12 protein-coding genes are annotated in these 13167 nt (G+C 49.5%); 10 read left to right on the top strand and 2 right to left on the bottom strand.

All coding sequences use genetic code 11. The features are described 5' to 3' along the window. Positions 1–105 precede the first annotated feature (105 nt). Both loiP and B4923_RS00375 read left to right on the top strand, forming a co-directional pair. The gene (gene loiP, locus B4923_RS00385) at positions 106–873 is read left to right on the top strand and encodes a metalloprotease LoiP (protein ID WP_109052375.1); all 768 of its coding nucleotides are present in this window, start codon (positions 106–108) and stop codon (positions 871–873) included. A gap of 841 nt (positions 874–1714) precedes the next feature. Further along, entirely contained in the window at positions 1715–2260 is a 546-nt protein-coding gene (locus B4923_RS00375) for a helix-turn-helix transcriptional regulator (protein ID WP_109052373.1), read from the top strand. A gap of 61 nt (positions 2261–2321) precedes the next feature. Here the strand turns inward: B4923_RS00375 and speA are convergent, their stop codons facing one another. Continuing rightward, positions 2322–4301: a biosynthetic arginine decarboxylase gene (gene speA, locus B4923_RS00370; protein WP_109052372.1), complete on the bottom strand. Its 1980-nt coding sequence runs from the start codon at positions 4299–4301 to the stop codon at positions 2322–2324. Between the two features lie 725 nt (positions 4302–5026). On the opposite strand from speA, the gene metK reads away from it, so the two are divergent. The 7 genes from metK (at position 5027) to ruvX (ending at position 10493) form a co-directional block, all read left to right on the top strand. Then, positions 5027–6178: a methionine adenosyltransferase gene (gene metK / locus B4923_RS00360; protein WP_109052371.1), complete on the top strand. Its 1152-nt coding sequence runs from the start codon at positions 5027–5029 to the stop codon at positions 6176–6178. Positions 6179–6287: 109 nt separating this feature from the next. Then, on the top strand, positions 6288–6800 hold the full coding sequence (locus B4923_RS00355; RefSeq protein WP_109052370.1) for a SprT family zinc-dependent metalloprotease: 513 nt from the start codon (positions 6288–6290) through the stop codon (positions 6798–6800). Positions 6801–6897: 97 nt separating this feature from the next. Continuing rightward, positions 6898–7593, top strand: coding sequence for a deoxyribonuclease I (gene endA / locus B4923_RS00350; protein WP_109052369.1), 696 nt, complete (start codon positions 6898–6900; stop codon positions 7591–7593). A 125-nt stretch (positions 7594–7718) separates the two neighbouring features. Further along, on the top strand, positions 7719–8453 hold the full coding sequence (gene rsmE, locus B4923_RS00345) for a 16S rRNA (uracil(1498)-N(3))-methyltransferase (protein WP_109052368.1): 735 nt from the start codon (positions 7719–7721) through the stop codon (positions 8451–8453). 14 nt (positions 8454–8467) lie between these two features. Continuing rightward, entirely contained in the window at positions 8468–9427 is a 960-nt protein-coding gene (gene gshB / locus B4923_RS00340) for a glutathione synthase (RefSeq protein ID WP_109052367.1), read from the top strand. Positions 9428–9507: 80 nt separating this feature from the next. Continuing rightward, positions 9508–10071 carry a YqgE/AlgH family protein gene (locus B4923_RS00335; protein ID WP_109052366.1) on the top strand — a complete coding sequence of 188 codons (564 nt, stop codon included), beginning with the start codon at positions 9508–9510 and terminating at the stop codon, positions 10069–10071. Further along, positions 10071–10493 carry a Holliday junction resolvase RuvX gene (gene ruvX, locus B4923_RS00330; RefSeq protein ID WP_109052365.1) on the top strand — a complete coding sequence of 141 codons (423 nt, stop codon included), beginning with the start codon at positions 10071–10073 and terminating at the stop codon, positions 10491–10493. The genes B4923_RS00335 and ruvX overlap by 1 nt, the downstream gene beginning before the upstream one ends. Before the next feature lie 86 nt (positions 10494–10579). Here ruvX and fbp read toward each other — a convergent pair whose 3' ends face one another. Then, the gene (fbp, locus tag B4923_RS00325; protein WP_109052364.1) at positions 10580–11584 is read right to left on the bottom strand and encodes a class 1 fructose-bisphosphatase; all 1005 of its coding nucleotides are present in this window, start codon (positions 11582–11584) and stop codon (positions 10580–10582) included. A gap of 169 nt (positions 11585–11753) precedes the next feature. Between fbp and mpl the strand changes: the two genes are divergently transcribed. Next, positions 11754–13139, top strand: coding sequence for a UDP-N-acetylmuramate:L-alanyl-gamma-D-glutamyl-meso-diaminopimelate ligase (gene mpl, locus B4923_RS00320; protein WP_109052363.1), 1386 nt, complete (start codon positions 11754–11756; stop codon positions 13137–13139). Positions 13140–13167 lie beyond the last annotated feature (28 nt).

The raw sequence follows: 13167 nt of genomic DNA, 5'->3' as shown, positions 1-13167 counted from the left end.
TATCTTCACGATTTTCAGCTACGTTTACGCTGATTTTTTAAACGGCATATATTCCACTAATGATTAATGTTGACGTATCACCAATCATCGTAGGGAGATGATGTTATGACAATTCGCACTTCGATTATTCGTACTTCTGCACTCGCAATATGTATCACGACCTTACTGAGCGGTTGTGAAAATCTAAATACCAGCACATTGATGCAATCCGGCGCTCAGGCATTCCAGGCTGCCACGCTGAATGATGAACAGGTAAAAACGCTCAGCAATCAATCCTGTGAGCAGATGGATAAAGAAGCACAAATTGCTCCCGACAGCAGTCCCTATACCCAGCGATTGAATAAAATTGCCGATGCATTGGGTCACGATATTAACGGCACACCGGCCAACTATAAGGTGTATCTGACAAAAGAAGTGAACGCATGGGCGATGGCGAACGGCTGTATCCGTGTCTACAGCGGCCTGATGGATATGATGACGGATAATGAAGTCGAGGGTGTGCTGGGCCATGAAATGGGCCACGTTGCTCTGGGCCATACCCGTAAAGCCATGCAGGTGGCCTATGCCGCCACCGCGGCACGCACGGCGATCTCTTCCGCCGGGGGCGTCGCGGCTTCTTTATCGCAGTCACAGCTTGCCGATCTGGGGGAAAAGCTGGTTAACGCGCAATTCTCACAGACACAGGAACGCGAAGCCGATGATTATTCATTCGATCTGTTGAAGAAACGCGGCGTCGAACCTGAAGGGCTGGCAACCAGCTTCGAGAAATTGGCCAAACTGGATGAAGGGCGTCAAAGCAGCATGTTTGATTCGCATCCTTCATCCGTAGAACGGGCAAATCACATCCGTGAACGAATCGCAGCGGAAAAGTAATACCGTTCGGTTTAATCAGAATTAAATCCTTAAGACTTATTACGTCATTACACCGGCGCATTGGCATTCAAATACATTCGGATGCCAATGTGCTTCTTATCTCATCGGGCCATTTTTTCCAGAAAAGCGATACGACAGCCGAGAACGTCGTTATTCAGGGAAGTATTTCATTTTACCGAAATTCTTTAATGATGCTTACCAATCCACGGTAAACGCTTTTTCTTTTCCGAAAAGCATCAGGCGTTTTTCGGCAGTAAGTCTTATAAAATATAACGTTATAAAATACCGGGAAAGAATAATGTACATGCCAAACGTTAACCGCCCGGCGGTACTTATTCGTTTCGTCAGGTACACAATTTTATAACTAAATATCCCCTCGCGTTCTAATGCAGAGATAATAAAACGGGCTTATTGATAGCTTTAATAAATCAATCTATTGATTTCAATAGCTTCAATTGATTAAAATTCAATTTTTCAACTCGCTATTTTCAAAGACCGAACCTATTGTATTTTAAAGATAGAAATGGTTCTACAAATCAAGCATACTATACTTAATTCAGTGGGAATTATTTTTTCAATATGATCATATGGATATAAATCAAGCATATTGTCGTTACCTGTTATCATCTCCAGATATCTATCTTATAAAAACTTACACGCTCAAGTACCAAGTAACTCATTTTTAATGACTGGGTAACATTGAGCAACATTGACAACCATTAACGGTTTATGTTCTTTCTTAAAAATAAACTCATATGTGTTAAAAATCATGGATGTAAGAATTTTCAGTAAATGCAACTTTACGACTGTAGGCTTACGCGAAGTGCTATCCAGCACGCCCATGCTATCCGTAAAGCCGGTTAATAGGTTTACGCTACAGCAAGGAAAGAAAAAGTGCATTTTCATCATAGACGGCAGCAGTGAAGGGTTCGAGGAATACTATGAGTCAATAAGAACGCATTTTTATAATATGGCTGCTTCATTCCTCATCATCAATAATTCCCCCTACCATCTTCCGGTATGTATTGATGAAAAAACTATTCTTATTTCTAAGTCAACATCGATAGATTACTTTTATACCTTTCTGGATGCCGTACTCCAGCATGACAAACAACTATTCAGTCCTGTCAGGCTCTCTAAATCCGAGTACGCTGTTTTTCAGTACTGGTGTGCAGGTTACACCGCAGAGTCGATCGCAGAATTGATTGGATTGAATAAAAAATCAGTATTGAATAGCAAATCAAGATTACTGAATAAATATGGCGTTCAGGATAAAAATTCTTTGCTGCTTATTGCAAAGATTCTCTTCAGAAATCACATTATTGAAGAACCAGCGCATTTCCCTGACTCAGCAAAAAATATCAATACTCAGAGCTCTTTCATCTGATATCAACGCGTTAAAAAAGGGGATATGTCGCCATATCCCCCTTTTCACCAACCGTAACGAATTATTCGTCTTCCAGGTAAGTATAACCGTAAAGACCGGTTTCAAACTCTTGCAGGAACTGTGCCTGCAATTCCACGTCCAAATCGGTTTCTTTAACCTGATCGCGGAAACGAGCCATCAGCACTTCAGGATCGAGCTGAACATATTCCAACATGTCGGCAACCGTATTCCCTTCGTCAGACTCTTCAATCTCGACAGATCCATCCTGGAACACAAAAACGTCGACAGTAGACGTGTCGCCAAACAGGTTATGCATATTCCCCAAAATTTCCTGATAGGCCCCGACCATGAAAAATCCCAACAACGGCGGATTCTCCGGATCGTATGGCGGCATCGGCATGGTGGTCGCAATACCATCACCATCAATGTAGTGATCGATGGAACCATCGGAATCACAGGTAATATCCAGCAAAACCGCGCGGCGTTCCGGCAGTTTGTCCAACCCTTCCAATGGCATGACCGGGAACAACTGGTCGATCCCCCACGCATCCGGCATAGACTGAAACAATGAGAAGTTTACATACAGCTTATCCGCCATGCGCTCCTGCAATTCATCAATCACCGGACGGTGGGCACGGTTGCTGGGATCCAACTGCTGCTGAATTTTCTGGCAGATGCTCAGATATAGCTGCTCCGCTTTCGCTCGCTGGGTTAAATCCAGCATGCCGTGCGTATACTGGGTATGCACATCGTGCAAATCCATCTGGCTGTCATGCAACCACTCTCGCAGCGAACGCCGTTTCCCCGGCTGTTTAATTTCCTGCCAGGTTGACCACAGGCTTTCCAATGCACGCGGAGCATCTTCGTCAGGCTCCGTCGGATCGCTGAATTCGTTGCGTTCAACGCCGATAATGTTGGACACCAACACGGTATGGTGAGCGGTTACCGCACGCCCCGACTCCGTAATCACGGTCGGATGGGGTAATCCGTGTTCATTACACGCATCGCCGATACCCCAAATCACATTGTTGGCATATTCGTTCAGACCGTAATTCACGGAGCAATCCGACTGGGAACGGGTTCCTTCGTAGTCCACGCCCAAACCGCCGCCCACATCGAAACACTGAATATTGACGCCCAGCTTATGTAGCTCAACATAGAAACGGGCGGATTCACGCACTCCCGTCGCAATATCACGGATATTCGCCAGTTGAGATCCCAGATGGAAATGCAAAAGCTGCAGGCTTTCCAGCCGTCCTGCGGCACGCAGCATTTCAACCAGTTGCAGAACCTGGACCGCCGCCAGACCAAACTTGGATTTCTCACCGCCGCTGGACTGCCATTTTCCTGAGCCTTGCGAAGCCAGACGCGCACGCACGCCAAGACGCGGGATCACATTCAGACGTTCAGCTTCTTCCAGAACGATCGCTATCTCGGACATTTTTTCAATGACCAGATACACCTTATGCCCGAGTTTTTCGCCAATCAGCGCCAGACGAATATATTCACGATCTTTATAACCGTTACAGACAATGACCGTGCGCGTCATACCGGCGTGACCCAATACGGCCATCAGTTCAGCCTTGGACCCTGCTTCCAGTCCCAGCGGCTCTCCCGAACTGACCAGAGATTCAATGACGCGGCGGTGCTGGTTCACCTTGATGGGGTAAACCAGAAAGTAACCCCCTTCATACCCAAACGACTCACGCGCCCGTTTAAATGCGGCATTAATGGAGCGCAGACGATGCTGAAGGATTTGCGGGAAGCAAAATAGCGCAGGAAGACGTTGATGATTCTCCTCCTGTAGTTCTTTGACCAATTTGGCCAGATCGACACGGGCATCCGGAACATCCGGATCGGGACAAACGCTGATATGTCCTAACTCGTTGACATCGTAGTAATTATTACCCCACCAGGCAATATTGTAGGTACGAAGCATTTCGCTGGCATTACGGTCATTCATGGCAACCTCCTGCATGGAGCGCAAATTTTCATGTTTACCCGTCGCTGACGAGCCTTGTTGGATCATGTCGTCAGACATAACGAACCTCTTCTTTTTTTATACCGCTAATCACATCAGTACCTGCATAAGTAGCCCGCATAAGCATGCCTGCGACAGGCAGCATCGGCAGTGAGAACCTGGTCAGTAAAAAACCAGCCTGAAAACAGTATGCCGCCGTTTTATTACTCTTATTAGTGTAAAACACGTTGTCAGACTCCGTGGGACGGGTCAAAGAAAACTCGTGGCGAAAACCACAGGAAAACGCTTACCAGCATCGCGCCATGCGCATCTGGTCCAGCAAAGGATCGCGGATTAACCGGCCCTGGAATCCTGCGTCGAATTTAAAAACAGGCAACTTCGGGCAAATGAAAAGAAGGGGCGAGCCATTGACGCTATAACGTCAAAAGAAAAGCGTTGCGGGCGCAACACACTCAGTAAACAACGGATCATTAATCCTATCACCTCCACATGCGCCGCAAGGTATGCGGTCAGCTATCAATGAAACAGTCACTATTACATAACGGGTAACAAACTGCTCGCCGTTTATACAGATATGACACCGGAAAAGCAAAATGAAAATGACCTCAGGGGCCTATTACAAAAGAAAAAATTGCCGATGGCTAAAAACGATGGCGCACTAATCGTGAAAAACTGCTGGCACTTGGGCCAAAATGTGACCTAGAATAGCCATCCAGATGTTAATCCATCTATACCGATTAACAGATATACTGCTTAACGGCTTTGATTTGAAGGTAAAGAAACTCATGGCTAAACATCTTTTTACGTCTGAGTCCGTCTCTGAAGGACATCCTGACAAAATTGCTGACCAGATTTCTGATGCAGTCCTTGACGCCATTCTGGAGCAAGATCCCAAAGCTCGTGTCGCTTGCGAGACCTACGTAAAGACCGGAATGGTGTTAGTTGGTGGTGAAATTACCACCAGCGCCTGGGTCGACATTGAAGAGATCACACGTCGTACCGTGCGTGATATCGGCTATGTGAATTCCGAGATGGGCTTTGATGCCAACTCTTGCGCGGTACTGAGCGCCATCGGCAAACAGTCTCCTGATATCAATCAAGGCGTTGACCGCAGCGATCCGCTGGAACAGGGAGCGGGCGATCAGGGGCTGATGTTTGGCTATGCAACCAACGAAACCGACGTGCTGATGCCAGCGCCAATCACCTATGCGCATCGTCTGGTTCAACGCCAGTCCGAAGTGCGTAAAAACGGCACGCTGCCGTGGCTGCGCCCGGATGCGAAAAGTCAGGTCACCTTCCTGTATGATGATGGCAAAATTGTTGGCATCGATGCGGTTGTGCTCTCTACTCAGCATTCTGAAGATATCGCTCAGAAAGACCTGCACGAAGCGGTCATGGAAGAAATCATCAAGCCGGTGCTGCCTGCTGAATGGTTGTCCGCCAGCACGAAATTCTTCATCAACCCAACCGGACGCTTTGTTATCGGCGGACCAATGGGTGACTGCGGCCTGACCGGGCGTAAAATCATCGTGGATACTTACGGCGGCGCGGCACGGCACGGTGGCGGCGCGTTCTCCGGTAAAGATCCGTCGAAAGTTGACCGTTCAGCCGCTTACGCTGCGCGTTATGTCGCCAAAAACATCGTTGCTGCCGGTCTGGCAGATCGTTGCGAGATCCAGGTTTCCTATGCAATCGGCGTGGCAGAGCCAACCTCGATCATGATCGAAACTTTTGGCACAGAGAAAATCGCCGCCGATCGCCTCACTCTGCTGGTGCGTGAATTTTTCGACCTGCGCCCTTACGGATTAATCCAGATGCTGGATCTGCTGCACCCGATCTATCAGGAAACGGCAGCTTACGGACACTTTGGCCGCGAACATTTCCCATGGGAAAAAACCGACAAGGTTGCGCAGTTACGCGAAGCCGCTGGTTTGTAATTCCCCGGCCCAAACCGTTAATACAAAACGGCGAATGATAATTCGCCGTTTTCACTCCCTTTCCCTTGTCTATTGCATCCCCTTGTCACTCGATTTATTCTCCTTATCAATGAACACATCACGAATTCCCATCGCTCATCATCAGGCGGTCATGCGTTGCCTGCGCAATAAACTACAGCAGGCCAATCTCGCCCTGAACACCCATTACCCGGAACCCGCGATCAGCTATCAGCAGCGCGGCACGACGGCGGGCAGCGCCTGGCTACAGCACTGGGAAATTCGTCTGAATCCCTTGCTGTTGCAAGAAAACCAGCAGGCCTTCATTGATGAGGTGGTGCCCCATGAACTCGCGCATCTGCTGGTCTTTGCCCGTTTCGGCAAGGTCCCGCCGCATGGTAAAGAGTGGCGCTGGATGATGGAGGATGTGTTACAGGTTCCGGCAAAGCGCACGCATCGCTTTGCGGTGAAATCCGTACAGGGTCAAACCTTCGCTTATCAATGTGACTGTCGACAACATGAATTAACCGTGCGGCGCCATAACCGGGTACAGCGTGGCGAAACAGAATATCGCTGTCGATATTGCGGAAAAGCATTACGATTCAACGTAATAAATTCTATTTAAAAGAAAAATTTTAGTTTTAAAAACCATTTTTTGCATTTGCCTGCCGCAGTGACATCCGGTAGTCTGCCAGCTTTGTTGTCTGTGGATTATTTGGAATATGCTACGCAAAATTCTCGCTACCGCATCAATTGGGATCGGTCTCTTTTCCGCTGCGGCCTTTGGTCAGAATATTAATAACTTCACGCAGGCGAAAGCGGCTGCGACCGAGATCAATCGGGATGCGCCAGGAACATTTTACTGTGGCTGCGCCATTACATGGCAAGGTAAGAAAGGAACGCCCGATCTCAAATCCTGCGGCTATCAGGTCAGAAAAAGCGAGCTGCGAGCTAATCGTATTGAGTGGGAACATGTCGTTCCGGCCTGGCAGTTCGGGCATCAACGCCAGTGCTGGCAGGATGGCGGCAGAAAAAATTGCAGCAAGGACCCGGTGTACCGTGAAATGGAAACCGACCTGCATAACCTGCAACCCGCTATTGGTGAAGTCAACGGCGATCGCGGTAATGCCATGTACGGACAGTGGAACGGGGGCGGCGGCCAATACGGTCAATGCGAAATGAAGGTCGATTTCAAAAATAATCTGGCAGAACCGCCAGCCCGTGCCCGTGGCGCCATTGCCCGAACCTACTTCTATATGCGCGACCGCTACCAATTACGTTTATCCAGCCAGCAAACCCGGTTGTTTGAGGTCTGGAATAAACAATTCCCGGTGACGCAGTGGGAATGCACGCGCGACCAGCGTATTGCGGCGAAACAAGGGAATCACAACCCTTACGTTCAACAGGCTTGCCAGTAACGGCTCACCTACCTACTATAACGGTTTGTCAGTCAAAACCACCGTCGAGATGACGGTGGTTTGCTTATCACGGGCAATACCTTGTCCAACTCGAATTAATCATTCATTAAGGTCTGAACATCAGCATGCGAATACCGCGCATTTTTCATCCGGAAACACTCCCCATCGAAGGGGGTGAAATCGAACTGAGCGAAGATGCCGCCAACCACGTGGGCCGCGTGCTGCGAATGAGCGCCGGCCAGTCACTGCTGCTGTTCGATGGCAGTAATCATATTTTTGACGCAGAAATCGTGCTGGCGGGAAAAAAAAGTGTGCGGGTTCGCTTCACTGCGGGTAAGTTGGAAGACAAAGAATCACCGTTGCACCTGCATCTTGGGCAAGTCATGTCGCGCGGCGAAAAAATGGAGTTCACCATTCAGAAATCCATTGAGCTTGGCGTGAATATCATTACCCCGCTGTTCTCCGAACGGTGTGGCGTAAAACTTGATACCGAGCGTCTCGAGAAGAAAGTCGGACAGTGGCAAAAAATCGCGATTGCCGCCTGTGAACAGTGTGGCCGTAACCGTTTGCCCATCATTCGTCCGGCCATAACGCTGGAAGCCTGGTGTTCGGAACAGGATGCCGCGTTAAAACTCAACCTTCACCCACGAGCGACACAGAGTATCAATACATTGCCGTTGCCGGTCAGTCAGGTTCGACTGCTGATTGGCCCCGAAGGAGGACTATCCTCCAGTGAAATTTCGATGACCTCAGAATATGGATTTACCGACATCCTTCTGGGGCCACGCATCTTGCGTACAGAAACTACCGCACTCACCGCAATTACCGCTTTACAGGTACGTTTCGGCGATCTGGGGTAAAGGAGAAAATAATAATGATCAAACTCGGTATTGTGATGGACCCTATCGACACCATCAATATCAAGAAAGACACCAGCTTTGCCATGTTGCTGGAAGCTCAGCGTCGGGGCTGGGAACTGCATTATATGGAGATGAACGATCTCTATCTGCATGCGGGGGTTGCACGAGCGACGACCCGTCGTCTGAACGTCCAGTATGATTACGATGGCTGGTATGATTTCTCTGGCGAGCAGGATATTGCGCTGGAAGAGCTGGACGTCGTGCTGATGCGTAAAGATCCGCCTTTCGATACGGAATTCATTTACGCGACCTACATTCTGGAGCGTGCAGAAGAGAAAGGTACGCTGATCGTCAATAAGCCTCAAAGCCTGCGCGACTGTAATGAAAAGCTGTTCACGGCCTGGTTCCCGCATCTGACGCCAGATACGCTGGTTACCCGCAGCGCGGACAAGCTGCGTCAATTCCACCAGAAACACGGCGACGTTATCCTGAAACCGTTGGATGGCATGGGCGGCGCCTCTATTTTCCGGTTGAAACAGGATGACGCCAACGTTTCGGTTATCATTGAAACGCTGACCGAACACGCCAGCCGCTACTGCATGGCGCAAAATTACCTCCCCGCGATTAAAGACGGTGATAAACGCGTTCTGGTGATCGATGGCGAACCGGTCCCTTATTGCCTGGCGCGAATTCCCAAAAGCGGCGAAACACGCGGCAATCTGGCAGCCGGTGGACGTGGCGAGGCTCGCCCGCTCAGCGAAAGCGACTGGAAAATTGCATACGACGTGGCACCAATACTGAAGCAAAAGGGGCTGATTTTTGTTGGTCTGGATATCATTGGCGATCGACTGACAGAAATTAACGTCACCAGTCCCACCTGCGTGCGCGAAATTGAAGCCGCCTATCCGGATGTCTCCATCACGGGCATGCTGATGGACGCCATTAAAAAACGTCTGGCTGCGCGCAACCGTTAATCTATTTTCCCAAACCGGAAACCGGCTCGTGTTTTTAGCGAGCCGATCCCAATGCCGACAGAGATCGATAAAACCATACAATGAATTTACAGCATCACTTTCTCATAGCTATGCCAGCACTACAGGACTCGGTATTTAAACGTTCGGTGGTCTATATCTGCGAACATAATGAAGACGGCGCCATGGGATTAATCATCAATAAACCTATGGAACAGTTTACTGTGGAAAATGTGCTGAAAAAGCTGAAAATAAACCCTACACCACGCGATCCCGCCATTCGCTTGGATAAGCCGGTTTTCGCTGGCGGGCCACTGGCGGACGATCGCGGATTTATCCTGCACACCCCGCATTCTGGCTTTGCGTCCAGCATCAGTATCTCTGAAGACACCATGATCACGACCTCAAAAGACGTGCTGGAAACGCTGGGAACCGCAAAACAGCCGAAAAATACGCTGGTCGCACTGGGGTATTCTGCCTGGGATAGCGGCCAGCTCGAAAATGAACTGCTGGAAAATGCCTGGCTGACGACCCCTGCGGATAAAGATATTCTGTTCCGCACCCCGATTGCCGAACGCTGGCGCTTAGCCGCGAAAAAGCTGGGGATAGATATTCATAACATCTCAACTGAAGCAGGACATGCCTGATGGCAAGCCGAACAATTCTTGCCTTTGATTTCGGAACCAAAAGCATTGGCGTGGCGATAGGTCAGGACATTACGCGAACCGCTCGTCCCCTCACCTCATTTAAAGCCCAGGATGGCACGCCAGACTGGCAAAAGGTGGAGAAATTGTTGGCAGAGTGGCAACCCGCCCTCGTTGTTGTCGGTCTACCGCTCAATATGGATGGAACGGAACAGCCGTTGACAGCACGGGCAAGAAAATTCGCCAATCGTCTGCATGGCCGTTTTGGCGTCCAGATAGCACTGCACGATGAACGCCTGAGTACGGTGGAAGCACGGGCCGGCCTGTTTGAACGCGGCGGCTTTCGAGCGCTGGATAAAGGCAGCGTCGATGCCGAATCGGCGGTCATTATTCTGGAAAGCTGGTTTGAAGCGCAAACGTCGTAGATATGAAAAAAAACCAACAGGAAGTCCGTATGCAGTGTGCCTAACGGGACAGGCACACTGAAAGAAAAATCGGTATTACTCAGGGCTTACGCGTCCGGGAACTCACGGATAAAGCGTTCCACATCATTCACCATGGATTCCGTACCAACAAAGAAAGGTGAACGCTGGTGCAATTTCTCCGGCGTGATGTCCAGAATACGATTCTTGCCATCGCTGGCCTTGCCGCCGGCCTGCTCCGCTAAAAACGCCATCGGATTACATTCGTACAGCAAACGCAGTTTGCCTTTCGGGTAGCTTGCCGTACTGGGGTAGAGATAAATACCGCCTTTCAGCAGGTTACGATGGAAATCCGCCACCAGTGAGCCGATATAGCGCGACGTGTAGGGACGTTGCGTTGCTTCGTCCTGCTCCTGACAGTATTTAATGTATTTCTTCACGCCGGCAGGAAACTTGATGTAGTTCCCTTCGTTAATGGAGTACATAATCCCTTTTTCCGGGAAGCAAACTTTTTCATGCGACAGACAGAACACACCGAGAGACGGATCGTAAGTAAAGGCGTGGACACCGTGGCCGGTCGTGTAGACCAGCATGGTGGATGAGCCATAAACAATGTAGCCCGCAGCGACCTGTCTGTTACCAGGTTGCAGGAAATCCGCTTCCGTTACCGGCTGACCTAATGGGGTAATACGACGATAAATAGAGAAGATGGTGCCAACGGAGACATTAACATCAATGTTAGAGGAACCGTCCAGCGGATCCATCAAGACCACATACTTAGCGTTTTCAGCCTTATCACCTTCAAAGATAACAATGTCGTCTTCTTCTTCAGAAGCAATACCGGCCACTTCACCACGCGCTTTTAAAGCTGCTTTCAATTTTTCATTGGCATACAGATCGAGTTTCATCTGTACTTCGCCCTGAATATTGGAAATACCGCTGGTACCTAAAATATCAACCAACCCCGCTTTATTAATATCGCGGTGGATAATCTTGGCGCCCAGTTTAATAGCGGACAGCAGCGCGGTAAGCTCACCGGTGGCGTGAGAGAAATCGTGCTGTTTTTCGACGATAAATTCGCCTAACGTTTTCATAACACTATCCCAAATCTACGAATGAAAAGCGGTTTCATTTATATACCGCCAACGTTTGCGCATGCAGTGTAGCCCAAAGAGAAAGCGAGTACCTAGTCAAATCCATTTCTTATGGTAGATTCATAGCGTTAGAATGTGAGGTAGATTCACTATCATAGATGGAAAATGTATGCGTATTCATATTTTAGGTATCTGTGGCACCTTTATGGGTGGCCTGGCGCTGCTGGCCCGTTCATTAGGGCATCAGGTGACAGGTTCAGATGCGAATGTTTATCCCCCCATGAGTACCTTACTGGAAGAACAGGGAATTACGCTAATTCAGGGATACGATCCTGCACAGCTCGATCCTGCTCCAGACCTGGTGATTGTGGGCAACGTAATGTCACGCGGAAATCCCTGCGTTGAGGCCGTTCTGGAACAGGGGCTACCCTATGTGTCTGGTCCACAGTGGCTGCATGATTATGTTTTACGCGATCGTTGGGTGATCGCGGTTGCGGGTACTCACGGAAAAACGACCACTGCCGGCATGGTGACCTGGATTCTGGAAGACTGCGGCTATAAACCCGGTTTTGTCATTGGCGGCGTACCCGGGAATTTTACCGTTTCTGCGCGCCTGGGCGACAGCCCGTTTTTGGTTATCGAAGCGGATGAGTATGACTGTGCGTTCTTCGATAAACGTTCCAAATTCGTCCACTACAGCCCGCGAACACTGATTCTCAATAATCTCGAATTCGATCACGCCGATATCTTCGACGATCTGAAAGCCATTCAAAAACAGTTTCATCATCTGGTACGTCTGGTGCCCGGTAGCGGCAAAATTATCCTGCCAACCAATGATGTCCATCTCAAGCAAGTTATGGGTATGGGTTGCTGGAGTGAGCAGGAACTGGTTGGTGAAGAAGGCGTGTGGAATGCGAAGAAAGTGGCGACCGATGCCAGCCAGTATCAGGTTTATCTGAATGGAGATCTGGTTGGTGAAGTCCATTGGGGACTGGTCGGTGAACACAATATGCATAACGGACTGATGGCTATCGCCGCAGCCCATCATGTCGGTGTACTGCCTGCTGACGCCTGTCTCGCTCTGGGTGGTTTTATCAATGCGCGCCGCCGCCTTGAATTACGGGGCACGGCCCACGGCGTTACCGTCTACGATGATTTCGCTCACCACCCTACGGCAATTCTCGCGACGCTCGCCGCATTACGTGGCAAGGTCGGCGGTACAGCCCGCATTCTGGCCGTGCTCGAACCCCGCTCGAATACCATGAAGATGGGCATGTGCAAAAATGAGCTGGCGCCATCGCTGGGCCGTGCTGATGAAGTCTTTTTATTCCAGCCAGCGCACATTCCCTGGCAGGTTGCCGAAGTCGCCGATGCCTGCGTACAGCCGGCACACTGGAGTGCAGACGTCGATACGCTGGTTGATATGATTGTAAAAACCGCTCAGCCGGGCGATCACATTCTGGTGATGAGTAACGGCGGCTTCAATGACATTCACAATAAGCTGCTGGATGCATTGCAGAAAAAAGCGTTGGTCACCATCGAGGACGATGAATAACCACGACGGATAACGCCATTTGGACAGC

The sequence above is a fragment of the Brenneria roseae subsp. americana genome, from assembly GCF_003115815.1.
Classification (GTDB): Bacteria; Pseudomonadota; Gammaproteobacteria; order Enterobacterales; family Enterobacteriaceae; genus Brenneria; species Brenneria roseae.
Note: the sequence above shows the minus strand (reverse complement) of the source record. Positions and strands in the feature narration are given on the sequence as shown.

Excerpts from the sequence above, each read along its gene's own strand:
- loiP (WP_109052375.1), top strand. The coding sequence starts at position 106 with ATGACAATTCGCACTTCGATTATTCGTACTTCTGCACTCGCAATATGT.
- B4923_RS00355 (WP_109052370.1), top strand. The coding sequence starts at position 6,288 with ATGAACACATCACGAATTCCCATCGCTCATCATCAGGCGGTCATGCGT.
- gshB (WP_109052367.1), top strand. The coding sequence starts at position 8,468 with ATGATCAAACTCGGTATTGTGATGGACCCTATCGACACCATCAATATC.
- B4923_RS00335 (WP_109052366.1), top strand. The coding sequence starts at position 9,508 with ATGAATTTACAGCATCACTTTCTCATAGCTATGCCAGCACTACAGGAC.
- metK (WP_109052371.1), top strand. The coding sequence starts at position 5,027 with ATGGCTAAACATCTTTTTACGTCTGAGTCCGTCTCTGAAGGACATCCT.
- ruvX (WP_109052365.1), top strand. The coding sequence starts at position 10,071 with ATGGCAAGCCGAACAATTCTTGCCTTTGATTTCGGAACCAAAAGCATT.
- fbp (WP_109052364.1), bottom strand. The coding sequence starts at position 11,584 with ATGAAAACGTTAGGCGAATTTATCGTCGAAAAACAGCACGATTTCTCT.
- endA (WP_109052369.1), top strand. The coding sequence starts at position 6,898 with ATGCTACGCAAAATTCTCGCTACCGCATCAATTGGGATCGGTCTCTTT.
- rsmE (WP_109052368.1), top strand. The coding sequence starts at position 7,719 with ATGCGAATACCGCGCATTTTTCATCCGGAAACACTCCCCATCGAAGGG.
- mpl (WP_109052363.1), top strand. The coding sequence starts at position 11,754 with ATGCGTATTCATATTTTAGGTATCTGTGGCACCTTTATGGGTGGCCTG.
- speA (WP_109052372.1), bottom strand. The coding sequence starts at position 4,301 with ATGTCTGACGACATGATCCAACAAGGCTCGTCAGCGACGGGTAAACAT.
- B4923_RS00375 (WP_109052373.1), top strand. The coding sequence starts at position 1,715 with ATGCTATCCGTAAAGCCGGTTAATAGGTTTACGCTACAGCAAGGAAAG.